20 protein-coding genes are annotated in these 22,171 nt (G+C 71.3%); 12 read left to right on the top strand and 8 right to left on the bottom strand.

Features of this window, described 5'->3' with window-relative positions; all coding sequences use genetic code 11:
• Position 1 precedes the first annotated feature (1 nt).
• The 7 genes from bioB to LDO11_RS14560 all read left to right on the top strand — a co-directional run bounded on the left by bioB (position 2) and on the right by LDO11_RS14560 (position 6,206).
• Entirely contained in the window at positions 2–1,084 is a 1,083-nt protein-coding gene (gene bioB / locus LDO11_RS14530; protein ID WP_232142167.1) for a biotin synthase BioB, read from the top strand.
• Entirely contained in the window at positions 1,081–1,446 is a 366-nt protein-coding gene (locus LDO11_RS14535; RefSeq protein WP_232142168.1) for a hypothetical protein, read from the top strand. The genes bioB and LDO11_RS14535 overlap by 4 nt, the downstream gene beginning before the upstream one ends.
• A complete protein-coding gene (gene bioF, locus LDO11_RS14540) occupies positions 1,439–2,656 on the top strand; it encodes an 8-amino-7-oxononanoate synthase (protein ID WP_232142169.1) in 1,218 nt (405 codons plus the stop codon). Before LDO11_RS14535 ends, bioF begins: the two co-directional genes overlap by 8 nt.
• An 8-nt stretch (positions 2,657–2,664) precedes the next feature.
• Positions 2,665–3,657: a multidrug resistance efflux transporter family protein gene (locus tag LDO11_RS14545; RefSeq protein ID WP_232142170.1), complete on the top strand. Its 993-nt coding sequence runs from the start codon at positions 2,665–2,667 to the stop codon at positions 3,655–3,657.
• A gap of 168 nt (positions 3,658–3,825) precedes the next feature.
• Entirely contained in the window at positions 3,826–4,605 is a 780-nt protein-coding gene (bioH, locus tag LDO11_RS14550) for a pimeloyl-ACP methyl ester esterase BioH (protein WP_232142191.1), read from the top strand.
• Entirely contained in the window at positions 4,602–5,507 is a 906-nt protein-coding gene (gene bioC, locus LDO11_RS14555; RefSeq protein WP_232142171.1) for a malonyl-ACP O-methyltransferase BioC, read from the top strand. Before bioH ends, bioC begins: the two co-directional genes overlap by 4 nt.
• An 81-nt stretch (positions 5,508–5,588) precedes the next feature.
• Positions 5,589–6,206 carry a hypothetical protein gene (locus LDO11_RS14560; protein ID WP_232142172.1) on the top strand — a complete coding sequence of 206 codons (618 nt, stop codon included), beginning with the start codon at positions 5,589–5,591 and terminating at the stop codon, positions 6,204–6,206.
• Positions 6,207–6,221: 15 nt separating this feature from the next.
• Here the strand turns inward: LDO11_RS14560 and LDO11_RS14565 are convergent, their stop codons facing one another.
• Genes LDO11_RS14565 through LDO11_RS14575 form a run of 3 tightly spaced genes read right to left on the bottom strand, consistent with a single transcriptional unit; the run spans position 6,222 to position 8,252 of the window.
• Positions 6,222–6,650 carry a ketosteroid isomerase-related protein gene (locus LDO11_RS14565; protein ID WP_232142173.1) on the bottom strand — a complete coding sequence of 143 codons (429 nt, stop codon included), beginning with the start codon at positions 6,648–6,650 and terminating at the stop codon, positions 6,222–6,224.
• A gap of 25 nt (positions 6,651–6,675) precedes the next feature.
• Complete coding sequence (locus LDO11_RS14570) at positions 6,676–7,299, bottom strand: YdcF family protein (RefSeq protein WP_232142174.1); 624 nt, start codon at positions 7,297–7,299, stop codon at positions 6,676–6,678.
• Positions 7,296–8,252 carry a pyridoxal-phosphate dependent enzyme gene (locus LDO11_RS14575; protein WP_232142175.1) on the bottom strand — a complete coding sequence of 319 codons (957 nt, stop codon included), beginning with the start codon at positions 8,250–8,252 and terminating at the stop codon, positions 7,296–7,298. The genes LDO11_RS14570 and LDO11_RS14575 overlap by 4 nt, the downstream gene beginning before the upstream one ends.
• Positions 8,253–8,380: 128 nt before the next feature.
• Between LDO11_RS14575 and LDO11_RS14580 the strand changes: the two genes are divergently transcribed.
• On the top strand, positions 8,381–9,022 hold the full coding sequence (locus tag LDO11_RS14580; RefSeq protein WP_232142176.1) for a hypothetical protein: 642 nt from the start codon (positions 8,381–8,383) through the stop codon (positions 9,020–9,022).
• 469 nt (positions 9,023–9,491) lie between these two features.
• Positions 9,492–11,423, top strand: a complete 1,932-nt coding sequence (gene mnmG, locus LDO11_RS14585; RefSeq protein WP_232142177.1) for a tRNA uridine-5-carboxymethylaminomethyl(34) synthesis enzyme MnmG — start codon at positions 9,492–9,494, stop codon at positions 11,421–11,423.
• Positions 11,424–11,627: 204 nt separating this feature from the next.
• On the opposite strand, the gene LDO11_RS14590 is transcribed toward mnmG, so the two are convergent.
• The 3 genes from LDO11_RS14590 to LDO11_RS14600 all read right to left on the bottom strand — a co-directional run bounded on the left by LDO11_RS14590 (position 11,628) and on the right by LDO11_RS14600 (position 15,074).
• The gene (locus tag LDO11_RS14590; RefSeq protein ID WP_232142178.1) at positions 11,628–12,026 is read right to left on the bottom strand and encodes a hypothetical protein; all 399 of its coding nucleotides are present in this window, start codon (positions 12,024–12,026) and stop codon (positions 11,628–11,630) included.
• A gap of 60 nt (positions 12,027–12,086) precedes the next feature.
• Positions 12,087–14,441, bottom strand: a complete 2,355-nt coding sequence (locus tag LDO11_RS14595) for a Tex family protein (RefSeq protein WP_232142179.1) — start codon at positions 14,439–14,441, stop codon at positions 12,087–12,089.
• A 261-nt stretch (positions 14,442–14,702) separates the two neighbouring features.
• Positions 14,703–15,074, bottom strand: a complete 372-nt coding sequence (locus LDO11_RS14600) for a putative signal transducing protein (protein WP_232142180.1) — start codon at positions 15,072–15,074, stop codon at positions 14,703–14,705.
• A gap of 292 nt (positions 15,075–15,366) precedes the next feature.
• Between LDO11_RS14600 and LDO11_RS14605 the strand changes: the two genes are divergently transcribed.
• Both LDO11_RS14605 and gnd read left to right on the top strand, forming a co-directional pair.
• Complete coding sequence (locus LDO11_RS14605) at positions 15,367–16,683, top strand: sialidase family protein (RefSeq protein WP_232142181.1); 1,317 nt, start codon at positions 15,367–15,369, stop codon at positions 16,681–16,683.
• A gap of 380 nt (positions 16,684–17,063) precedes the next feature.
• Positions 17,064–17,984, top strand: coding sequence for a phosphogluconate dehydrogenase (NAD(+)-dependent, decarboxylating) (gene gnd / locus LDO11_RS14610; RefSeq protein ID WP_232142182.1), 921 nt, complete (start codon positions 17,064–17,066; stop codon positions 17,982–17,984).
• A 35-nt stretch (positions 17,985–18,019) separates the two neighbouring features.
• Here the strand turns inward: gnd and LDO11_RS14615 are convergent, their stop codons facing one another.
• Positions 18,020–18,334: a DUF2782 domain-containing protein gene (locus tag LDO11_RS14615; protein WP_232142183.1), complete on the bottom strand. Its 315-nt coding sequence runs from the start codon at positions 18,332–18,334 to the stop codon at positions 18,020–18,022.
• 109 nt (positions 18,335–18,443) lie between these two features.
• On the opposite strand from LDO11_RS14615, the gene polA reads away from it, so the two are divergent.
• Positions 18,444–21,212: a DNA polymerase I gene (gene polA, locus LDO11_RS14620; protein ID WP_232142184.1), complete on the top strand. Its 2,769-nt coding sequence runs from the start codon at positions 18,444–18,446 to the stop codon at positions 21,210–21,212.
• 388 nt (positions 21,213–21,600) lie between these two features.
• On the opposite strand, the gene LDO11_RS14625 is transcribed toward polA, so the two are convergent.
• The coding region (locus LDO11_RS14625; protein ID WP_232142185.1) for a transposase at positions 21,601–22,171 on the bottom strand (571 nt) is incomplete at its 5' end.

A 22,171-nucleotide genomic window follows, 5' to 3' on the forward strand; every position in this document is an offset into this window, starting at 1 on the left:
CATGTCCGCTGTCAGTCCCGCCCGGCCGCAGGCCGCTCTGCAGTCCGTGGCCCTCCGCCACGACTGGTCGCGCCGCGAGGTGGAGGCGCTGTTCGCGCTGCCGTTCCCGGAACTGCTGCACAAGGCGGCCAGCGTGCATCGTGAGCATTTCGATCCGGCCGAGGTGCAGGTCAGCACGCTGCTGTCGGTGAAGACGGGTGGCTGCCCGGAGGATTGCGCGTACTGTCCGCAGGCGCAGCGCTACAACACCGGGGTGGATGCCACCAAGCTGATGTCCACCGAGGACGTGCTGGCGAAGGCGCGCCAGGCCCGTGCCGCCGGCGCCTCGCGTTTCTGCATGGGCGCGGCGTGGCGCTCCCCGAAGGACCGCGACATCCCCAAGGTCGCCGAGATGATCCGCGAGGTGAAGGCGCTGGGCCTGGAGACCTGCGCGACCCTGGGCATGCTCAGCGGCAGCCAGGCGCAGGCGCTCAAGGCCGCCGGGCTCGACTACTACAACCACAACATCGATACCGATCCCGAGTACTACGACTCGATCATCCGCACCCGCGAGATCCAGGACCGCCTCGACACGCTGTCGCATGTGCGCGATGCCGGCATGAAGACCTGCTGCGGCGGCATCGTCGGCATGGGCGAGTCGCGTGCGCAGCGCGCGGGCCTGCTGCATACGCTGGCAACGCTGCCGGCGCATCCGGATTCGGTGCCGATCAACCGCCTGGTGCAGGTGGCCGGCACCCCGCTGGCCGACCAGAACACCGTGGCCGAGCTGGATCCATTCGAGTTCGTGCGCACGATTGCCGTCGCGCGGATCCTGATGCCGAAGTCGATGGTGCGGCTGTCGGCCGGCCGCGAACAGATGTCGGACGAGCTGCAGGCCCTGTGCTTCTGCGCCGGTGCCAACTCGATCTTCTACGGCGAGAAGCTCCTGACCACCGGCAACCCGGATACCGAACGCGACCTCGCGCTGTTCGAGCGCCTGGGCCTGCGGCCGATGCAGGTCACCGTGGATGCCGATGGCCACGACCACGGCGGCACCGTGCACGCCGACATCGTCCACGACTGCAGGCAGGGCTGCGCGGCGTGATGCCCTGGGGCGCCTGGCTGTACCTGCTGCTGCTGGCGGCGGTCGGCGTCCTGCATCTCGTCATCGAGCTGCGCACGCGCGTCGATGCGGTGCGCGCGCTGCTGCGTTTCGCCGCGGTCGGCGTGATCGGCGCCGGGGTGGTGCTGTTCTATCGCGGCGGCGCCGGTGTGCTGTACATGCTGTTGCTGTTCGCCGCCGCCCTGCTGATCTCGCGCAAGTCGGTGGCGGATGCGCAGGCCGCGCGGGCCGGTCGCGCCGATGGCACCACCGCACCGCCGCCATGGCTGGGCCTGACACGCCTGGTGGTGCTGCCGGGCATCGCCTGGGGCGCGCTGGCGGTGTGGGTGCAGCAACATGCCTGAGCGCGAAAGCCTGGTTGCGCGTGCGATCGCGCGCCGCGAGGAGGCGCGTGCACGGCAACGGCTGCGCAGCCGGCGCACGGTCACCCATCGCGATGGCGTGCATGTCGACGTGGACGGCCGCCGGCTGCTGAATTTCTGCGGCAACGACTACCTCGGCCTCGCCCAGCATTTCCAGGTGGCGGGCGCACTGCAGGATGCGGCGGCTCGCGAGGGCGCCGGGGGCGTGGCTTCGCACCTGGTGTGCGGGCACCACGCCCACCACGAAGCGCTGGAGCGCGAACTCGCCGACTGGCTGCAGGCGCCGCGTGCGTTGTTGTTCTCCAGCGGCTACATGGCCAACCTCGCGGTCTTGCAGACCTTGCTGGGCGAGGGCGATGTCTGCGTACAGGACCGCCTCAACCACGCCAGCCTGATCGACGCCGCGCGGCTGGCCGGCTGCAGGCTGCGCCGTTACCCGCATGCCGATCCCGAGGGTGCCGTGCGCCAGCTGCGTGCATCGCCCGATGGTGCGGCGATGCTGGCCACCGACGGCGTCTTCAGCATGGACGGCGACAGTGCGCCGCTGCGCGCACTCGCCTTGGCCGCGCATGCGCAGCGCGCGCTGCTGTACGTCGACGATGCCCATGGCATTGGCGTGCTCGGCCCCGACGGGCGTGGCAGCGTGGCCGCCGCGCGAATCGACCGCTCGGTGCAGCCACTGCAGCTGGTGACGCTCGGCAAGGCGCTCGGCACGTACGGTGCGCTGGTGGTCGGCGATGCCGACCTGGTCGACCATCTCGCCGCGTTCGCGCGCCCCTACATCTACACCACCGCGCTGCCGCCGGCGCTGGCCGCCGCGTCGCTGGCGGCGGTGAAGCTCGCGCGCCGCGAGCACTGGCGTCGCGAGCGCCTGCAGGAACTGGTGCGGCACCTGCGCGTGCGTGCACAGCGCCACGGCTTCGACCTGCTGCCGTCGGACACGCCGATCCAGCCGCTGATGTGCGGCGACGATGCCACCGCGCTGGCGTGGTCGGCGGCACTCGAACAGGCCGGCTTCCTGGTCGCGGCGATCCGTCCGCCGACGGTGCCCGAGGGTCGTGCGCGCCTGCGCATCACCCTCACCGCCGCGCATGACCCGGCGCAGGTGGACATGCTGCTGGATGCGCTGGCCAGGGTGCGCGACCGCTCCGGCGCCGTTGCCGTCGGCCAGGGTGACGGGCGCGCGGCATGACTCCTCACGTGGCAGGGCCACGCCTCGCCCTGACGGCGATGGCGCTGGCGCTGATGTCGGCACTGTTCTTCTCCATGACGTATGTGCTCAACCGCGCCAGCGCGGTCGATGGCGGGCACTGGGCGTGGATGGCCGCGCTGCGCTACCTGATCACCCTGCCGCTGATGCTGGCCCTGATGCCGTTCCAGGGCGGTGCACGCCCGGTGCTGCGCGCGATCGCCGCGCAGCCCTGGCCCTGGCTGCGCAGCGGGGCGGTGGGCTTCGTGCTGTTCTACTGCATGCTCAGCTTCGCCGCCTCCAGCGGGCCGTCGTGGCTGGTGGCAGGCACGTTCCAGTTCACCGTGATCGCGGGAATGCTGTGCGCACCGCTGCTCTATCGCGATGCACGCCGCCGCATCCCGCCGGCGGGGCTGGCGGTGGCGGCGGTGATCTTTGCCGGCGTGCTGCTGATGCAGTTCGGTTACGCCAGCGGTGCGCTGGACCGCGCCGGCTGGATCGCGCTGGTGTGCCTGCTGGTGGCGGCGTTCGCCTTCCCGCTCGGCAACCGCATGCTGCTGCTGCACCTGGAGCGCAGCGGCGAAGCCCTCAACGCCACCCAGCGGGTGTTCGGCATGACGCTTGCCAGCCAGCCCATATGGCTCGTGGTGGCGGTGTACGCCGGCAGCACCGCGGGTGCGCCGACGCTGGCGCAGGTGTGGCTGGCGGCAGGGGTGGCGCTGTCCGCGGGCGTGATCGCGATGATCCTGTTCTTCCAGGCCACCGGCATGGTGCGCGACCAGCCGCTGGCGCTGGGCGCCGCCGAAGCGATGCAGGGCGCGGAGGTCGTGTTCGCGGTGCTGCTGGGCATGCTGCTGCTCGGCGAGGCCGCGCCCAGCGGCACCTCGCTGGCGGGTGCCGCGGTGGTGCTTGCGGGCATCCTCGGCTTCGCCTGGGTGGTCGCGCGACCGGCCGCCGGCGACACGCGCAGGACGCGCATCCTGCGTACCGACCGGGGCGCCTGAGCGATGCCGCGCTATGCACCACCCGGTGGGAGCGACCTGTCCTGTGGAAGTGGCCTCGGCCGCGATCGCATCTCGCAGCGCAGCGCGCGCGCACATCGCGCACAAGCGGGCGCCCCGGGAACCGGCCGTCGCCGCCAGCCTTCAATGAATCCGGAACCGATGGACGACCTGTACATCCACACCACCGGCTCCGGCCCCGACCTCGTGCTGCTGCACGGCTGGGCCATGCACGGCGGCGTGTTCGCGCCACTGGTCGACGCGCTGCGCGCCGACTTCACCGTGCATGTCGTCGACCTGCCCGGCCATGGCCACAGCCGCGGCTCCACCCTCCCGCTGGCGCTGGAACCCGTCGCCGATGCACTGGCCGCCCGGCTGCCGCGCGCGGCGTGGCTGGGCTGGTCGCTGGGCGGGCTGTTCGCGCTCGAGGCCGCGCGTCGCCATCCGCAGCAGGTGCGCGCGCTGGTGATGCTCGCGTCCAGCCCGCGCTTCGTTCGCGGTGACGACTGGCCGCATGGCATGTCCGCGGAGATCTTCCAGGGCTTCGCCCACGGCCTGCGCCACGACTATCGCGCCACGCTGGACCGCTTCATTGCGCTGGAGGCATTCGGCTCCGACGATGCCCGCGGCGAGATCCGTGCGTTGCGCGACGAAGTGTTCGCACGAGGCGAGCCGGTCGCGCAGGTGCTGGCCGACGGGCTCGGGCTGCTCGAGCGCAGCGACCTGCGCGATGCGCTGCCGATGCTGCGCATGCCCGGCCTGTGGCTGGCCGGCCGCCGCGACCGCCTGGTCAGCCCACGCGCGATGGAGGCCGCCGCGGCGCTGGCGCCGGATGCACGGGCGCAGGTGTTCGCCAGCGCCGGGCACGCGCCGTTCCTCACCCATCCCGACGCCGTCGCCGAGGCCGTACGCGCATTCGCTGCCGGCGCGGGCGCCCAGGACCTGCCATGAACGACCCCTTCGACCGCCGCCACGTCCGCCATGCCTTCGGCCGCGCGGCACGGAGCTACGCCGATGCCTCCGCACTGCAGCGCGAGGTGGAAGGCTGGCTGCTGGAATCGCTGATGTATTTTGACGACAGGGTCCCCGATACCGTGCTCGACGTCGGCAGCGGCCTGGGCGGTGCGGCCCGCGCGATGCGCGAGCGCTGGCCGAAGGCGCGCATCGTTGCGCTGGACGCCGCGCTGCCCATGCTGCGCGCCCAGGCGCCGGCGCGCGGGCGTGGCCTGCTGGCGGGGCTGGGGCTGGGGCGCGATGTCGATCGCGTCTGCGCCGATGCCGCGGCATTGCCGCTCGCCGACGACAGCGTCGACGTGCTGTTCTCCAACCTCTGTCTGCAGTGGACCGGCGACCTCGCCGCGGTGTTCGCAGGCTTCCGCCGGGTGCTGCGACCGGGCGGGCTGCTGCTGGTGTCGACCTTCGGCCACGACACCCTGCACGAGCTGCGCCACGCGTTCGCGCAGGCCGATGACAAGCCGCACGTCAGTCCGTTCGTCACCATCGCCCAGTTCGGCGATGCGCTGATGCAGGCCGGCTTCCGCAACCCGGTGGTCGAGCGCGACCTGCTGCAGCAGCCGCATACCGATCTCGCCTCGCTGATGCGTTCGCTGCGCAACATGGGGGCGACCAATGCCCTGCAGCAGCGCCGGCGCACCCTCACCGGTCGCGGCCGCTTCGCACGCGCCGCCGAGGCCTACGACACCCTGCGCCCGGCACCGGATGCGCCGTTGCCGTCGAGCTGGGAAATCATCACCGCGATGGCCTGGGCGCCCGACCATGGCGCCCCGATCCGCGAAGGCGGTGAGGAGATCGCGCGCTTCCCGGCGCACGGCATCCCGGTGCGTCGTCGCTGAACCTGCGCGCATCATGCATTTCCGATGCGCATGATTCAGCGCCTGCCGCCTAGACTCCGCCCGTCCATCCGGAGCACGCCGATGCCGAACCGATTGCAGCCCCTGACGCGCCGATGGTGGTTTGCGGCCCTGCTCGCACTGCCGTTCGCCGCCGACGCCCAGCAGTCACCGGTGATCGACCTGTCGGCGTTCGATCCCGCGCTGGTGATCCAGGGTGTCGACGACGTGGTGCTGCGCGCGCCCGATCGCGATATCGACCGCGTCTACCAGGCGGTGCACGCGGCGTCGCGCAACGAGCGCGAGGCGCAGGCGCTGTGCACGCTGTTCGATGCCGGTGCCGACCGCAGCCTGCCGGGCCTGTCGCGCGCGGCCAATGCGCTGGGCGTCGACAGCCGGCAGCGCTTCGTCGATGCGGTGCTTGCGCTGGCGCTGTCGGGCACCCAGGGCACGCCGCAGCCCTACGATCCGGCTGCCGCCGAACAGGTGCTGCGCCAGGCGGGTGTCACCGCGATGATGCTGCACGACGGTTTCATGGTCGGCATGGCTGCCACCGGCAACGACGCCGCCAGCCGCGCCGCGCGCTGCCGCTCGTTCCGCCAGCTGGTCGACGTGATGCGCGACTTCCCGCTCGAGCAGCGCGCGCTGGCCACGCGCCACCTGCTGCGTGAGGGCGTGACACGTTATGGCGGGGAGCTCTAGCGGGCGCGGCAGGCCTCAGCCGCCGACCTGCGCGATCCAGTCCTGCAGGTTGTAGTAGTTGGTGACCCGGCTGATGCGGCCGTCGCGGATCGCGAAGAACGCACCACCCGGCAGCACGTAGCGCTGGCCGCGCGCGGCGGGCAGGCCCTCGTCGGTGGCGCGGTATTCGCCATGCACCACGTATTCGGCCGCCGCGCGCTCGCCGTCGGGCGAGGCCATCACCACGATGTCGTGCAGCTGTTCGGCGTAATGCGCATCCATCCGCGCAAGGAACGTGGCGAATGCCTCGCGGCCTTCCTCGCGCCGCCCCTGGTTGAGGTCGTGGACGGCGTCGTCGGCAAGCAGGGCCAGCATGCCGTCCCAGTCGCCGCGGTTGAATGCGGCGTAGTAGGCGAGCACCAGTCCGGTGGCGCGGTCGTGGCGGCGCGTACCGTCGATCTTCATGGCGGCGATCCGTTGGGCGAACGGCTCATGGTAGCGCGTGGCTTCCGGTCAGCCGGGTCCAGTGGTCGCGGTGGAAGAAGTACACCTCGCGGACGAGGAAGCGCCAGCTGGTCTGCCAGCTGCGGAAGCGCGTGGTGGGCGTGGCCGAACCGTGCGCGCGGATGCCTTCGCGCCGTGCCAGCCGCAGCGCGCGTGCCATGTGCAGCGGGTCGCTGACCACGATCGCGGTGTGCAGGCCGTGGTCCTGCATCAGCCGCCGTGCCTGGCGCAGGTTGTCGTGGGTGGTGCGCGAGATGCTTTCGATCAGGATCGCGTCCGCGGGCACGCCGTTGCGCACCGCGTAGCGACGCGCCACCTGCGATTCCGAAAAGCGCGCACCGATGCCGCCGTAGCCGCCGGTGAAGATCAGCCGCGGGGCCAGCCCGCGGTCGTACAGGTCCAGGCCATGGCGGATGCGCTCCTCGAACACCGGCGACGGCCGCGCGTCATAGGCGGCGGCGCCCAGCACGATGATCGCGTCGGCCGGGCCGGCATCGTCGCGGCCACCGACATAGAGGATGTGTGCCGCGACCGCGCCGAGCCAAAGCACGGCGAGCAGCACCAGCCGCAGCAGCCAGCGCAGCGGGCCTGCGCGCCGACGACGCCTCACGCCCGACCCGCGCGCACGAGCGCGGCGAGGTCGGCATTGCCGCCGCTGAGGATCACCCCGACCCGTTGCCCGGCGAACCGCTGCGGCGAGGCCAGCACCGCCGCCAGCGCGACCGCAGCCGACGGCTCGACCAGCTGCTTCATCCGCAGCCACACCAGCCGCATTGCCGCGAGCACGGCGTCGTCGTCGACGGTCACCACCTCGACGCCTGCCGCGCGCAGGATCTCGAAATTGGGCCGGCCGATCGTTGCGCGCAGGCCGTCGCAGACGGTATCGGGAACGACGTCGGTGACGCGCTGGCCCGTGGCCAGCGAACGCGCGGCATCGTCGGCGCCGGCGGGTTCGGCCAGCACCAGCCGCGTGCCCGGCGCACGCCCGCCCAGGGCGATGGCGGTGCCCGCGGCCAGCCCGCCGCCACCGACCGGCACCACCACCGTGTCGAGCGGTCCACTGGCGGCCAGCAGCTCGAGCACCGCGGTGCCCTGGCCGGCGATCACCCGGGCGTCCTCGTAGGGATGCACCAGGGTGGCGCCGGTATGGCGCTGCATGGTGTCGCATGCCGCCTCGCGTGCGGCCAGCGTGGATTCGCAGCGGTGCAGCGCGGCGCCATAGCCGACGATCGCCGAGAGCTTGCCGGGCACCGCGTCCGCCGGAGTCACCACGTGGCAGGGAATGCCGCGCGACAGTGCCGCCAGCGCCAGCGCCGCACCATGGTTGCCCGACGAATGGGTGACCACGCCGTGCGCGGCATCGGCGTCGTCCAGTGCCCACACCGCATTGCACGCGCCGCGGAACTTGAACGCGCCCACCCGCTGCAGATGCTCGGCCTTGAACTGCAGGCTGCAGCCGGCGAGCGCATCGATCGAACGCGCGCGCAGCACCGGCGTGACATGCGCGTGTGGCGCGATCCGCGCGGCGGCGTCCAGGACGTCGTCGAAGGTGGGCAGCTGCATCGGCGCAAGCCTACCGGAGGCAGTGGGGTTCATCTATCGCAACGGCATGGTCATGATGGCCGGGAGGGTTAAGCACGGATTCAATGCCCGGCGCCGAATCTGGGGTCCGATCAGACAGGGGCGGTCACATGAAACCGCGCGTTCTTGGACTTGCCACTGCGGCGCTCGCCGTGGCGTTGCTGAGCGGCTGCACCAGCTACGGCTACCGCGGCGGCAGCGGCGATTACTACTACGGCCGCGGCGCGGTTGCCCATCCCGGCTACTACGGTTACGGCGCGCCCTATGGCAGCGTCGGCTACGGACGTTATGGCGGTGGCTGGAGCGGTGGCGTGCGCTACGGCTCGCCGTACTACTACGGCCGCCCGGGCTATCTGTACCACCCGGGCTACTACTACCGGCCGCCGGTGGTGGTCCACCCGCGTCCCGGCCATGGCCACCAGCCGCCACAGCGCCCGCCGCAGGAAAGTTCGGGCCGGCCACCGTGGCGTGACCTCGGCAACACCGTGCGCCGCGTCGAGCACCGCGAACGGCCGCAGCGCGTCACATCTCCGCCGCCGATGGGCGCTCCGCGTCCGGAAGGCGTGCGCGCACCGCAGGCGCGCCCTGGCGCAGCGCCATGGCGAGGTGGCAACGAGCGTGGCAATGCCGCGCCGCGCCCGGCCGGCCCCAGCCGCCCGGTGCGTTCGCCGACCCGGCAGATGGCACCACGGGCGCCCGAACGCGTCATGAGAGCGTCGGATGGAGACGTGAGTCGCAATGTGGAGCGATAAACGGTCGTCCGGGGCCTTGCGCCGGGCGCCCACGCGACGCAAGCTAGCCACGCACTGACGGACAACGTCGCAAAGCGCCCTTCAGTGAAGGTTTCGTAAAGGTCCACCTCGACGGTTCAATGTCGACTCCCGGTGGGGGACTTCCGGATCCCCCCTGTTCCGCTCCCGCCGGGAGTCGGCGCCTCCGCAGTCCCGGGCCCATGCGCATCGCAGCGCGGCGCCGCCGACAAAAAAACGGGGCCGGATGTCCCCCGACATCCGGCCCCTTCGCTTCCCCGGTCCGCGCTTGGCTGACCCTGTTCCATCTCAGCCACGCCCCCCTTGGCGCTGCCTCGCCGGGTGCAGGAATACCGTTCGCACGAAGCGTGCCAACTGCGCTGCGGCGCGGATGCGACAATAGCCGGCCCTCCATTCCCGTCCCGATCGCGCCAGCTGCCGGCGCCCGCGACGGCTTTCCGACGCCTGCCGCATGAGCGACTCCTTCTACCGCTACGACGTGATCGTGATCGGCGGCGGCCATGCCGGCACCGAGGCCGCGCTGGCGGCCGCACGCGCCGGTGCGCGTTGCCTGCTGCTGACCCACAACATCGAGACCGTGGGCGCGATGAGCTGCAACCCCGCCATCGGCGGCATCGGCAAGGGCCACCTGGTGCGCGAGATCGACGCCCTGGGCGGGGCGATGGCGCGGGCGGCCGATGCAGCCGGCATCCAGTGGCGGCGCCTCAATGCCAGCAAGGGCCCCGCAGTGCGTGCCACCCGCTGCCAGGCCGACCGCGCGCTGTACCGCGCGTTCGTGCGCCGCGCTGTGGAATCGCAACCCGGGCTCACCGTGTTCCAGGCCGCGGTCGACGACCTCCTGATCGATGGCGATGCGGTGCGCGGCGTCCTCACCCAGACCGGGCTGCGTTTCGAGGCGCCCGCGGTGGTGCTGACCGCGGGGACCTTCCTCGCCGGCCGCGTGCACGTGGGCGAAACCCAGTACGACGCCGGTCGTGCCGGCGATCCCCCGGCCACCACGCTGGCCGCGCGCCTGCGCGAGCGCCCGTTCGCGGTCGGCCGGCTCAAGACCGGCACCCCGCCGCGCATCGATGGCCGCAGCCTCGACTATTCGCTGATGCAGCCGCAGCCCGGCGACGACCCGCGCCCGGTGTTCTCGTTCATGGGCAGCCATGCCGACCACCCGCGCCAGGTGCCGTGCTGGATCACCCACACCACGCAGCGCACCCACGACATCATCCGCGGCGCCCTGCATCGCTCGCCGCTGTATTCCGGCCAGATCGAAGGCACCGGCCCGCGTTACTGCCCGTCGATCGAGGACAAGGTGGTGCGCTTCGCCGAAAAGGACAGCCACCAGATCTTCGTCGAGCCCGAAGGCCTCGATGTCACCGAGATCTACCCCAACGGCATTTCCACCTCGCTGCCGTTCGACGTGCAGCTGGAACTGGTGCGCTCGATCACCGGCTTCGAACAGGCCCACATCACCCGCCCGGGCTACGCGATCGAGTACGACTATTTCGACCCGCGCGGCCTGAAGCCCACGCTGGAGACCCGCCAGGTCGCGGGCCTGTACTTCGCCGGCCAGATCAACGGCACCACCGGCTACGAGGAGGCCGCCGCGCAGGGGCTGGTGGCGGGCCTCAACGCCGCGCGTGCGGTGCGCGGACTCGACGGCTGGTCGCCGCGCCGCGACCAGGCCTATATCGGCGTGCTGATCGACGACCTGATCACCCACGGCACCACCGAGCCCTACCGGATGTTCACCAGCCGCGCCGAGTACCGGCTGCAGCTGCGCGAGGACAACGCCGACCTGCGCCTGACCCCGGTGGGCCGCGAATACGGGCTGGTGGACGACGCGCGCTGGTCGCGGTTCGAAGCCAAGCGCGCGGCGCTGGAGGGTGAAACCGCGCGGCTGCGCACGCTGTGGGCCTCGCCGAACAATGCCGCCGGGCGCGACGCGGTCGCCCACCTGGGCATCGAGCTGCGCCGCGAGACCAGTGCACTCGACCTGCTGCGCCGGCCCGAGCTCGACTACGCCGCGCTGGTCGCGGTGCCGGCGCTGGCGCCGCCGCAGCCGTTGCCGGCCGACGTCGCCGAGCAGGTGGAGATCGAAACCAAGTACGCCGGCTACCTCGAACGCCAGCGCGCCGAGATCGAACGCCAGCAGCGCCACGAGGACACGCCGGTGCCGGCCGGTTTCGACTACGCGCAGGTGCGTGGGCTGTCGGCGGAGGTGCGGCAGAAGCTGGAGACGGTGCGCCCGCTGTCGATCGGCCAGGCGCAGCGCATCCCCGGCATGACCCCGGCGGCGGTCTCGCTGTTGCTGGTGCATCTCGAGCGGGCACGCCGTGGTGGTGGCACCGCGCGCGACGCCTGCGCACAGGCGGCAGACATGCGGGCCTGAAGGCCGGTGCGGGAGTGGCTCGGCGGCGAGGTGCCCGCCCGAATATTGCGCGCGATTGCACTTCCAGCGCGGGAGGTGCTGGCGCGCAATGCGCATGGCTCGTGGAAGCGGCCTCGGCCGCGACCCACCACCTTCACGACGGCACCGTGGTGCCGTGCAGCCGTCGCTACCGCGAGGAGCTGAAGGCGGCGGGCGCCTGACCGGTCAGCGCGGCGGCGCCGGCCGCCACGACCACAACAGCAGCACCAGCCCGGTGATGATCAGCAGCGCCGCGCCCGACAGCAGGAACGGGTCGACCACCCATGGCGTGGCGAGCTTGAACTCGCCCGCACTGAGCCGCCGCCAGCCGCCGAAGTGCTGGGTGGCCGCGACCACTGCACCCAGCACGCCGAGCGCGCTGGCCAGCCAGCGCACCGGCCAGGCGCGCGGGTCCGGCCACAGCATCACCAGGCCGAGCAGGCCGATCACGCTGCGCTGCACGCGGCAGTACGGGCAGGTGTAGACCAGCCCGGTGAGGTCGAGCGTCCACGTCACGATGCTGATGACGATCGCGGCGAGCGCGATCCAGCGCAGGTGGCGGTGCAGTGTGGTCAGCGGAAGCATGGTGGATCTCCGTCGGGCCACGAATGATGGCACCGGGCCGTTGTCGTGGACGCCGCGCGCTCAGCGCCCGGAACGTGCGCGCAGCAGGGCTTCGGCCATCGCGTTGTTGGCGGGCGCGGCTGCCGGTTTCGGCGCGCCGGCGGCTCGTGCGCCACGCGCGCCGGGGCCGCGGCTGTCGCGGCTGCCGGCGTCGCGCCGCGGCTCGGCGCGCGCCTCACGCGGCGCCGGGGTGTCGTCGAGACGCCGGGTCAGCGCGATGCGCTTGCGCGCCACGTCGACCTCCAGCACCTTCACCTTGACGATGTCGCCGGCCTTGACCACCTCGCGCGGATCCTTGACGTAGCGGTCGGCCAGCGCGGAGATGTGGATCAGCCCGTCCTGGTGCACGCCGATATCGACGAAGGCACCGAAGGCGGCAACGTTCGAGACCACGCCCTCCAGGATCATGCCTTCGCGCAGGTCCTTGATGTCCTCGACGCCGTCGGCGAACTGCGCAGCCTGGAAGCCCGGGCGTGGGTCGCGGCCCGGTTTCTCGAGTTCGGCGAGGATGTCGCGCACGGTGGGCTCGCCGAAGCGCTCGTCGGTGAACTCGCGGGCCTTGAGCGTGCGCACGAACGCGGCATCGCCGACCAGCGCCCGGATCGGCTTGCCGGTGGCGGCGACGATGCGCTCGACCACCGGATACGCCTCCGGGTGCACCGCGGACGCGTCCAGGGGCTCGTCGCCATCGGCGATGCGCAGGAAGCCGGCGCACTGCTCGAAGGTCTTGTCGCCAAGCCGCGCCACCTTCAGCAGGTCCTTGCGGCGCTTGAACGGCCCGTTGGCATCGCGGTGGGCGACGATGTTCTCGGCCACCGTCGACGACAGCCCCGACACCCGTGCCAGCAGCGGCGCCGAGGCGGTGTTGACGTGCACCCCGACCGCGTTCACGCAGTCCTCGACGCGCGCATCGAGCGCGCGCGCCAGCTTGTACTGGTCGACGTCGTGCTGGTACTGGCCCACGCCGATCGCCTTGGGCTCGATCTTCACCAGTTCCGCCAGCGGGTCCTGCAGCCGGCGTGCGATCGACACCGCGCCCCGCAGCGAGACGTCGAGGCCGGGGAATTCCTTTGCCGCCAGTTCCGAGGCCGAGTACACCGACGCGCCGGCCTCGCTGACGACGATCTTCTGCATCTTCAGTTCCGGCGCCAGCTTCAGCACGTCGCCGGCAAGGCGGTCGGTCTCGCGCGAGGCGGTGCCGTTGCCGATCGCGATCAGCTGCACGCCATGCGCGGTGCAGAGCTTCTTCAGCGTGGCCAGCGACTGGTCCCACTGCCGGCGGGGCTCGTGCGGGTAGATGGTGTCGGTGGCGACCAGCTTGCCGGTGGCATCGACCACCGCGACCTTGACCCCGGTGCGCAGGCCCGGGTCGAGGCCCAGCACGGCCTTCGGGCCGGCAGGCGCGGCCAGCAGCAGGTCCTTGAGGTTGTCGCCGAACACCGCGATCGCCTCGGCCTCGGCCTTCTCGCGCGCCTGGTTGAACAGGTCGATCAGCAGGTGCAGGTGCAGCTTGGCGCGCCAGGTCAGCCGGCAGGCGTTGCGCAGCCAGGCATCGGCGGGGCGGCCGCGGTCGTGGATGCCGGCATGCAGGGCGATCCTCGATTCCGCCTGCGCATGGCCGGCCTCGGCATCGCTGCCGGGGTCGAGGTCGAGCTGCAGCACCTCCTCGCGGCGCCCGCGCAGCAGCGCCAGCATGCGGTGCGAGGGGATCTTCGCCAGCGCCTCGGCATGGTCGAAATAGTCGCGGAACTTCTCGCCGGCGGCCTCCTTGCCTTCGACGACGCGGGCGCGGATCACGCCGCAGTCCTCCAGCCAGCCGCGCAGGTCGCCAATGAGCGCCGCATCCTCGCTCCAGCGCTCCATCAGGATCGCGCGCGCGCCTTCCAGCGCGGCCTTCGCGTCGGCCACGCCGCGTTCGGCATCGACGAAGCCGGCGGCAAGCGTTTCGGGCACCTGCGAGGGATCGGCCAGCAGGCCATCGGCCAGCGGTTCCAGGCCGGCCTCGCGGGCGATCTGCGCGCGGGTGCGGCGCTTGGGCTTGTACGGCAGGTACAGGTCCTCGAGGCGCGCCTTGCTGTCGGCGCCCTCGATCTCGGCGCGCAGCCCGTCGCTGAGCTTGCCCTGCTCGTCGATGCTGGACAGGATCGCGGCGCGGCGGTCCTCGAGCTCGCGCAGATAGGTCAGGCGCACTTCCAGTGCGCGCAGCTGGGTGTCGTCCAGGCCTTCGGTGACCTCCTTGCGGTAGCGCGCGATGAACGGCACCGTCGCGCCCTCGTCGAGCAGGCCGACGGCGGCCTGCACCTGGGAGGGCCGGGCGCCGATTTCCCCGGCAATGGTCTGGGCGATCTTGCGCGCGAGCGCGGAGGAAGCGGACATCGGCTGGGCGGATCCGGCAGACAGGGGCAACCGCCCCGGGAGCGGGATTGTCGCCGTCGTGGCAGGTCGGCGGAACCCGTTGACAGGCGCCGCGCAGTGGCTGTCGGTCGAGCTCCTGCGGGAGCGTCGCGGCATGGCGTGGCGTATCCGGGCGGGCTGCGGAGCGGGCCGGGCCGCGTTGGCTTCGGGCAGGATGCGTATCCGCCTGGCGCCTGCAAGCACGCTCCCACGGCGCGGCTGCAGGCGCCGCTTCCTCGGTGCCTAGAACTCGCGTCCCGCGCTGTCGTCGCGCCGGCGCCGCCAGGGCAGCGGGATGTTGAACAGCATCAGCACCAGCCAGGCGATGCGCCCCGACAGGCTCTCGCGGTCGGGGACACGCAGCGGTCCGCCGTCGTCCGTGCCGTCGTCGAGTGCGAACGCGCCGGCCTCGATCGCCGCCAGCACCTCGCGCGCCCGCGTGGCCTGCGCCTCGGGCACCCGCAGCTTGGCGCCGCCGATCGCCAGCCGCCATTCCCAGTTGGCCAGCACGCTGTGGGCATCGTCGAGGCGTGCGTCGATGCCCTCCGCATGCAGCCGGCCCAGTGCGATCTGTGCTTCCAGCGGATCGGTGTAGCTGGCGAGGATGATGTCCATGCCGACAGCCTACGCCAGCCGGTGGCGCGGACCGGCGAAGGGCGAAGCATGCAGGACCCGCCGCGGCGGTCGTGCATCGTGCCGCCGACAACGCGTCCGTGCCGCATGTCGCCATCGTCCGAAGGCCGGGCAGGCGAAGCGCATCCGCGCCCGCGGTGCTGCCGGGTCGTGCCTCGCGATGCCAACCGGCGCCGTCCCGGATGCGGCCCTGGCCCTGTCCGGCGGAACGTGCAATGTGCGCATCCCGCCATGTCGGCGATACTGGCCGCGACACGTCGAACCGGTTGCCGCCATGCGCCTGCGTACCACCGCCCTGCTGCTGTCCTGTGCCCTGCTGGCCGCCTGCGGCGGCGAGACCCCACGCCTGCAGGCTGTCGACGCCGCGACGCTGGATGCACCGGTGCGCATCGAGCCCTGGCTGCTGCCGGCCGCGGCAGGCACCTCGGCACCGGATCTCGCGGTGGCCGCGGATGGCCGGGTGATGCTGTCGTGGATCGACTCGCAACCCGGGCGCCGGCACCTGTTCCGGTTCTCCAACTGGTGGCCGGGCGACGCGCGCTGGGATGTGGCGCCCAAGACCATCGCGCTGGGCAACCGCATGTTCGTCAACTGGGCCGATACCCCCCACATCCTCGCCACGCCCGATGGCGCGGTGTGGGCGCACTGGCTGCAGAAGAGTGGCGCGGAACCGTACGCCTACGACGTGGCGCTGGCGCGCTCGCGCGACGGCGGTGCCAGCTGGACGCCACCGGTGGTGGTGCACGATGACAACACCCGCACCGAGCACGGCTTCGTGTCGATGTGGCCGCAGGGTGATTCGCTGCTGGGCATCGCCTGGCTCGATGGCCGCGCCACCGCGGGTGCGGGCGACGCCCAGGCGCGCGATGCGCATGCCGGCCACGACGGCGGGCACGCCGCCTCCGCGCCGGGCGACGGGGCGATGTCGCTGCGCGCGGCGCTGTTCGATGGCGCGATGCAGCCGGTGCTCGAATCCACCCTCGATACCCGCGTCTGCGACTGCTGCCAGACCGACGTCGCGGTGACTTCGAAGGGCCCGCTGCTGGTCTACCGCGGACGCAGCCCCGACGAGATCCGCGACGTGCTGGTGACCCGGCTGGAAGGCAACGTGTGGACCGCGCCGCGGCGCGTGCATGCCGATGACTGGCACATGCCGGCCTGCCCGGTGAACGGCCCGGCGATCGCCGCCGACGGCGAGCACGTGGTGGTGGCCTGGTACACCGCGCCGGGCGACGTGCCGCAGGTGCGGCTTGCCCGCAGCTCCGACAGCGGTGACAGCTTCGGCGACCCGCTGGTGCTCGACGAGGGCGACGCGGTGCAGGGGCGGGTGGCGGTGGCGCTGGACACGCAGCAGGTCCACGTCGCCTGGCTGCGCGAGGAAACCGGCGTACAGACCCTGCTGCTGGCGCGCTACACGCCGGACCTGTCACGCGAACTGGAGCGCACGACGGTGGCCACGCTGCAGGGTAACGGCCGCGGCACCGGCTTCCCGAAGCTCGCGGTCAGCAATGGCATCGCCCACCTGGTGTGGACCGAGGTCGTCGACGGCAGGCCGCAGCTGCGCGGCGCGCGGCTGGGTGCGGGCGGCTGAGCGGAGCCGCCCCTCCCGAAAGCGCGACACCGGCATGTTCTGGAAAGGGCATGCCATCTGCAGCCAGGCACGCAACTGCGGCTGAGCGGAGCCGCCCCTCCCGAAAAGCGCGACACCGGCATGTTCTGGAAAGGGCATGCCATCTGCAGCCAGGCACGCAACTGTGGAATAGAACCCCCTGGACGCTGCCGGACAGCCTGCCCGCGACACGGTTGAATTGGTCGCCTTCCATGTGAGCGGCCCTGCCCGCGAGGGCTCCGGGTCCGGGTGAGCGCTGATCGCGAAGGCGCGCTCCCGCCAGGTGTCGTACACGTGCCCTGCCATCGCGTCGACACGCCGGTCGCCATGCTCATGCGCCTCTCCCGACACGGAGCGCGACGATGGACCTGGGCATGATCGGACTGGGCCGGATGGGTGCCGGCATGGCCTTGCGGCTGCGCCGCGGTGGCCACCGGGTGGTCGGCTACGACCCGGATGTGGATGCCGCGGCCGCGGCCGCGGTCGAGGGCATCGAGGCGGTGGAGTCGCTGGATGCCCTGGTCGCGGCGCTCGCGCCGCCACGCGCGCTATGGCTGATGGTGCCGGCCGGCGCCGCGGTGGAATCCACCCTCGAGGTGCTGCAGCCGCTGCTCGCGCCCGGTGACATCGTGATCGAGGGCGGCAACAGTCATTACGCCGACAGCCAGCGCCGCGCCGCGTGGCTGGCGGAGCATGACATCGGCTGGCTGGACGTCGGCACCAGCGGCGGCATCCGCGGCATCGATGCCGGCTACAGCATGACCATCGGCGGCGAGGCGGCACTGGTCGAACGCCTGCAGGCGCTGTTCGCCACGCTGGCGCCGTCGCAAGCGCGTGGCTGGGGCCGGGTCGGTCCGGCCGGTGCCGGCCACTACGCCAAGATGGTCCACAACGGCATCGAGTACGGGCTGATGCAGGCGTTCGCCGAGGGCTTCGCGATCCTCCACCACAAGGAGGAATTCGGCTTCGACCTCGCCGCGCTGGCCGATATCTGGCGCGAGGGCAGCGTGATCCGCAGCTGGCTGCTCGATCTCTCCGCGGAATCGCTGCGCGGCAACCCGTCGCTTGCCGGCATTGCGCCGCAGGTCGCCGATTCCGGTGAAGGGCGCTGGACGGTCGCCGAGGCAATCGCGCTGGACGTGCCTGCGCCGGTGATTACCCATGCGCTGATTGCGCGCCTGCGTTCGCGCGACGACGATGCCTTCGCCGACCGCCTGCTGGCCTCGCTGCGCGGTGCATTCGGTGGCCACGGCGTGCCGGAGCGCGGCGAGACCGATCCCTGAGCGGGCGCCGCGGTCAGCTCACTCCCATTCGAACATCACTCCCATTCGAACAGCCTGAAGTAGGTGACCGGCGGGTTGTCGCCTTCGCGGTTGTCGATGCTGCCGTCGCCGTCGCGGTCGTAGAGGTAGTACACCGGCCCGCGCGAGGGTTGCACGCGCACCGCGCGCAGCTGGCCGGCGATGCGGTATTCGGTGATGACGTCGCCATTGGCTTCGGTGCGGGTGGTTTCCATCGCGTCGGCGGGCAGCCCCTCGGGCCCGCTCGTGCCGGGCGTGCTGGCACAGGCCGCAAGCCCCAGGGCCAGCAGCAGGGACAGGGACGACAGGCCGGCGGTCGATCGGATGTTCATCGCGTGCTCCACGGGCGGATGGCCGTGAAGTATGCGCCGCGCGCCGGCATGGCCCCGTGAGCCGGCGGGCCTTCAGGGCCAGCCCCGGGCCGCACGGTAGAATCGCCCGATGCCTCGCCTGGTCCTCATCGACGGTTCGTCGTACCTCTACCGCGCCTTCCATGCGCTGCCGCCACTGACCAATGCCCAGGGCGAGCCGACCGGCGCGCTGTTCGGCGTGGTCAACATGCTGCGCGCCACGCTGAAGGAACAACCCGACTACATCGCCTTCGTCGTCGACGCGCCCGGAAGGACCTTCCGCGACGACCTCTACGCCGACTACAAGGCCAACCGGCCGCCGATGCCCGACGACCTGCGCGCGCAGCTGCAGCCGATGTGCGACATCGTCGAGGCGCTGGGCGTGCCGATCCTGCGCATCGACGGCGTGGAGGCCGACGACGTCATCGGTACGCTGGCGGTGGCCGCGGCGGCCGACGGCATCGACGTCACCATCTCCACCAGCGACAAGGATTTCGCCCAGCTGGTACGGCCCGGCATCGCCCTGGTCAACACCATGAGCGGCAGCCGCATCGACAGCGATGACGGCGTGGTCGCGAAATACGGCGTGCGCGCGGACCAGATCGTCGACCTGCTGGCGCTGATGGGCGACACGATCGACAACGTGCCCGGCGTCGACAAGTGCGGGCCGAAGACCGCGGCCAAGTGGCTGGGCGAATACGGCACGCTGGATGGGGTGATCGCCAATGCCGCCTCGATCAAGGGCAAGATCGGCGACAACCTGCGCGCCGCGCTCGACCGCCTGCCGCTCAACCGCGAACTGGTGAGCATCCGCACCGACGTCGAACTCGATCGCGGCCCGCGCGAACTGCCGCTGCGCGGGCGCGACGCCGACACCCTGCGCGTGCTCTACCAGCGCTACGGCTTCACCCAGGCGCTGCGCGACCTCGATGGCGGCGCAGCACCGGCGGCGGGTGATGGCCCGGTGAGCCTGCGTGCGACCGAAGCCGGCTTCGCCCGCAGTGGCGCCGCCGCGGCACCGGCCGCACCGGTGGATCCGGCGCTGACCGGGCCCGGCGAGTACGAGACCATCACCGACGAGGCCGGCCTGGCCGCGTGGATCTGCAGGCTGGAAGCGGCGGAGGAATTCGCCTTCGACGTCGAGACCGATTCGCTCGATGCGCTGCGCGCCAACCTGGTCGGCATCAGCCTGAGCGTGGAACCCGGCCGCGCCTGCTATATCCCGCTGGCGCACGACTACCCCGGTGCGCCGCCGCAGCTCGAGCGCGCGCATGTGCTCGACGCACTGCGTCCGCTGCTGGCCGACCCCGCACGCCGCAAGCTGGGCCACCACGGCAAGTACGACATCCACGTCATGCGCCGGCACGGCATCGACGTGGCCGGCTACGCCGACGACACCATGCTGGAGAGCTTCGTCCACAACGCCACCGCGAGCCGCCACGACATGGACTCGCTGGCGCGTCGCTACCTCGGCATCGGCACGGTCGCCTACGACGACGTCACCGGCAAGGGCGCCAAGCGCATCGCGTTCGCGCAGGTCGCCATCGACGACGCCACCCGCTACTCCGCAGAGGATGCCGACGTCACCCTGCGCCTGCACCGCGTGCTCGCCCCCCAGCTGGCCGCCGAGCCCGCGCTGGAACGCGTGTACCGCGAGATCGAGATCCCGCTGGTGCAGGTGCTGGCGCGCATCGAGGCCAACGGGGTGATGGTCGATGCCGACGAGCTCCGCCGGCAGAGTGCGGATCTCGGGCGGCGCATGCTGGCCGCGCAGCAGAAGGCCACCGAGCTTGCCGGGCGCAGCTTCAACCTCGATTCCACCAAGCAGCTGTGCGCGCTGCTCTACGACGAGCTGGCGCTGCCGACCCTGGTGAAGACGCCGAAGGGGCAACCCTCGGTCAACGAGGAGGCGCTGGAGGCGATCGCCGAGCTGCACGAACTGCCGCGGGTGATCCTGGAATACCGCGGGCTGGCGAAGCTGCGCGGCACCTACACCGACAAGCTGCCGGAGATGATCAATCCCGAGACCGGCCGCCTGCACACCAGCTACCACCAGGCCGGTGCCGCCACCGGGCGGCTGGCATCGAGCGATCCCAACCTGCAGAACATCCCGATCCGCACCGACGACGGCCGCCGCATCCGCACCGCCTTCGTGGCCCCGCCGGGGCGCCGGATCGTCGCCTGCGACTACTCGCAGATCGAACTCCGGATCATGGCCCACCTGTCGCAGGACCCGGGCCTGCTGCAGGCCTTCGCGTCGGGCGTCGACATCCACCGCGCGACCGCCGCGGAGGTGTTCGGCCGCCAGCTCGACGAGGTCACCTCGAACGAACGCCGCGCGGCCAAGGCGATCAACTTCGGCCTGATGTACGGCATGGGCGCCTTCGGCCTGGCGCGCAACCTCGGCGTCGGCCGTGGCGAGGCGCAGGACTACATCGCGCTGTACTTCTCGCGCTACCCGGGCGTGCGCGACTACATGGACCGCACCCGCCAGCAGGCGCACGAGCAGGGCTACGTGGAAACCGTGTTCGGCCGCCGGCTGTACCTGGAGAACATCAACGCCCGCAATGCCGGGCTGCGTGCCGGCGCCGAGCGCGCGGCGATCAACGCGCCGATGCAGGGCACCGCGGCCGACATCATCAAGCGCGCGATGCTGACCATCGATGCGTGGCTTGCCGATGCGATGCCGGACGCCAGGATGATCCTGCAGGTGCACGACGAACTGGTGTTCGAGGTGGCGGAAGGCGACGTCGACGCGCTCCTGGCGGGGGTCACCGGGCGGATGACCGCCGCGGCCTCGCTGGATGTGCCGCTGGTGGTGGATTGCGGCGTCGGCATGAACTGGGACGAGGCGCACTGAGAGTCGGCGCTGCGACTGGGCGCATGCGGAGCACCGTCCCCGCTTGGACCACCGCGACGGGCACCGGGGTTTCCGGGCGATGTCGAGCAGCCGCGGGTGGACCCCGGGGTGAACAGGCTCGCGGAGAGCGGATGCGTATCCTGCCTGCGATCCATGACGCGGCTTGCTATCCGGCAGCGTAAACCCAGCCTGAATTATTTGCGGATTCCAAGCGGAATCTTCACGAACCATCCATGTATGGAGTGGTCATATAGGCCGCGACGGATGCAACGTCCGTCGCAGATCTCTCCCTTCCCCTGGAGTGATCCCGGAACGCACCAGGCTTCTCCCCGAGCCCGCGTTCCCCGAGCCCCGCCGGCCCCCCCTGCCTGCGGGGCTTTTTATTGGTTCATCGCTGAATACCGGGGAAGACTGCGCGGATCTTCAGGAAGAAGTACTCCTGATCCCGGTAGCCGTAGGCCCGGCGCTTGATGACCTTGATAGTGTTGTTGATGCCTTCGACGATGCTGGTATTGAGCCGGTGGCGGCAGCGCGACAGGATCCCGTGCAGGTAGGCCTTGAGCTTCGTCGCGAAGTGGGCCAGTGCCGCGATGCCGCTGCCCTGGGCCTGTTCCAGCCAATGGTCCCAGGCCTTCCGGGCCCAGGATGGATGGCGGTAGAACCACAGCCGCTTGAGCTCATCGCGCATGAGGTAGGCGGTGAGCAGTGGCTGGTTGGCTTCCAGCAGCTCGTCCAGCTTTACTGTCTGATGCCGATCCAGGTTCTCGCGATTGCGCAGCAACAGCCAGCGGCTGGATTTGATCACCCGGCGTGCGGGTTTGTCGTGGCGCAGCTGGTTGGCCTGGTCGACCCGCACCCGGTCGATCACCTCGCGGCCGTACTTGGCCATCACATGGAAGAGGTCGTAGACGACCTCGGCATTGGGGCAATTGGCCTGGATCTCCAACTCATAGGCGGTC

It is taken from the genome of Alterluteimonas muca, from assembly GCF_021191595.1.
Lineage (GTDB): Bacteria > Pseudomonadota > Gammaproteobacteria > Xanthomonadales > Xanthomonadaceae > Luteimonas > Luteimonas muca.

Bases quoted from the DNA above. Each gene is read 5' to 3' on its own strand.
- bioB (WP_232142167.1), top strand. From the start codon at position 2: ATGTCCGCTGTCAGTCCCGCCCGGCCGCAGGCCGCTCTGCAGTCCGTG.
- bioF (WP_232142169.1), top strand. From the start codon at position 1,439: ATGCCTGAGCGCGAAAGCCTGGTTGCGCGTGCGATCGCGCGCCGCGAG.
- bioC (WP_232142171.1), top strand. From the start codon at position 4,602: ATGAACGACCCCTTCGACCGCCGCCACGTCCGCCATGCCTTCGGCCGC.
- LDO11_RS14560 (WP_232142172.1), top strand. From the start codon at position 5,589: ATGCCGAACCGATTGCAGCCCCTGACGCGCCGATGGTGGTTTGCGGCC.
- LDO11_RS14565 (WP_232142173.1), bottom strand. From the start codon at position 6,650: ATGAAGATCGACGGTACGCGCCGCCACGACCGCGCCACCGGACTGGTG.
- LDO11_RS14575 (WP_232142175.1), bottom strand. From the start codon at position 8,252: ATGCAGCTGCCCACCTTCGACGACGTCCTGGACGCCGCCGCGCGGATC.
- LDO11_RS14580 (WP_232142176.1), top strand. From the start codon at position 8,381: ATGAAACCGCGCGTTCTTGGACTTGCCACTGCGGCGCTCGCCGTGGCG.
- mnmG (WP_232142177.1), top strand. From the start codon at position 9,492: ATGAGCGACTCCTTCTACCGCTACGACGTGATCGTGATCGGCGGCGGC.
- LDO11_RS14590 (WP_232142178.1), bottom strand. From the start codon at position 12,026: ATGCTTCCGCTGACCACACTGCACCGCCACCTGCGCTGGATCGCGCTC.
- LDO11_RS14595 (WP_232142179.1), bottom strand. From the start codon at position 14,441: ATGTCCGCTTCCTCCGCGCTCGCGCGCAAGATCGCCCAGACCATTGCC.
- LDO11_RS14600 (WP_232142180.1), bottom strand. From the start codon at position 15,074: ATGGACATCATCCTCGCCAGCTACACCGATCCGCTGGAAGCACAGATC.
- LDO11_RS14605 (WP_232142181.1), top strand. From the start codon at position 15,367: ATGCGCCTGCGTACCACCGCCCTGCTGCTGTCCTGTGCCCTGCTGGCC.
- gnd (WP_232142182.1), top strand. From the start codon at position 17,064: ATGGACCTGGGCATGATCGGACTGGGCCGGATGGGTGCCGGCATGGCC.
- LDO11_RS14615 (WP_232142183.1), bottom strand. From the start codon at position 18,334: ATGAACATCCGATCGACCGCCGGCCTGTCGTCCCTGTCCCTGCTGCTG.
- polA (WP_232142184.1), top strand. From the start codon at position 18,444: ATGCCTCGCCTGGTCCTCATCGACGGTTCGTCGTACCTCTACCGCGCC.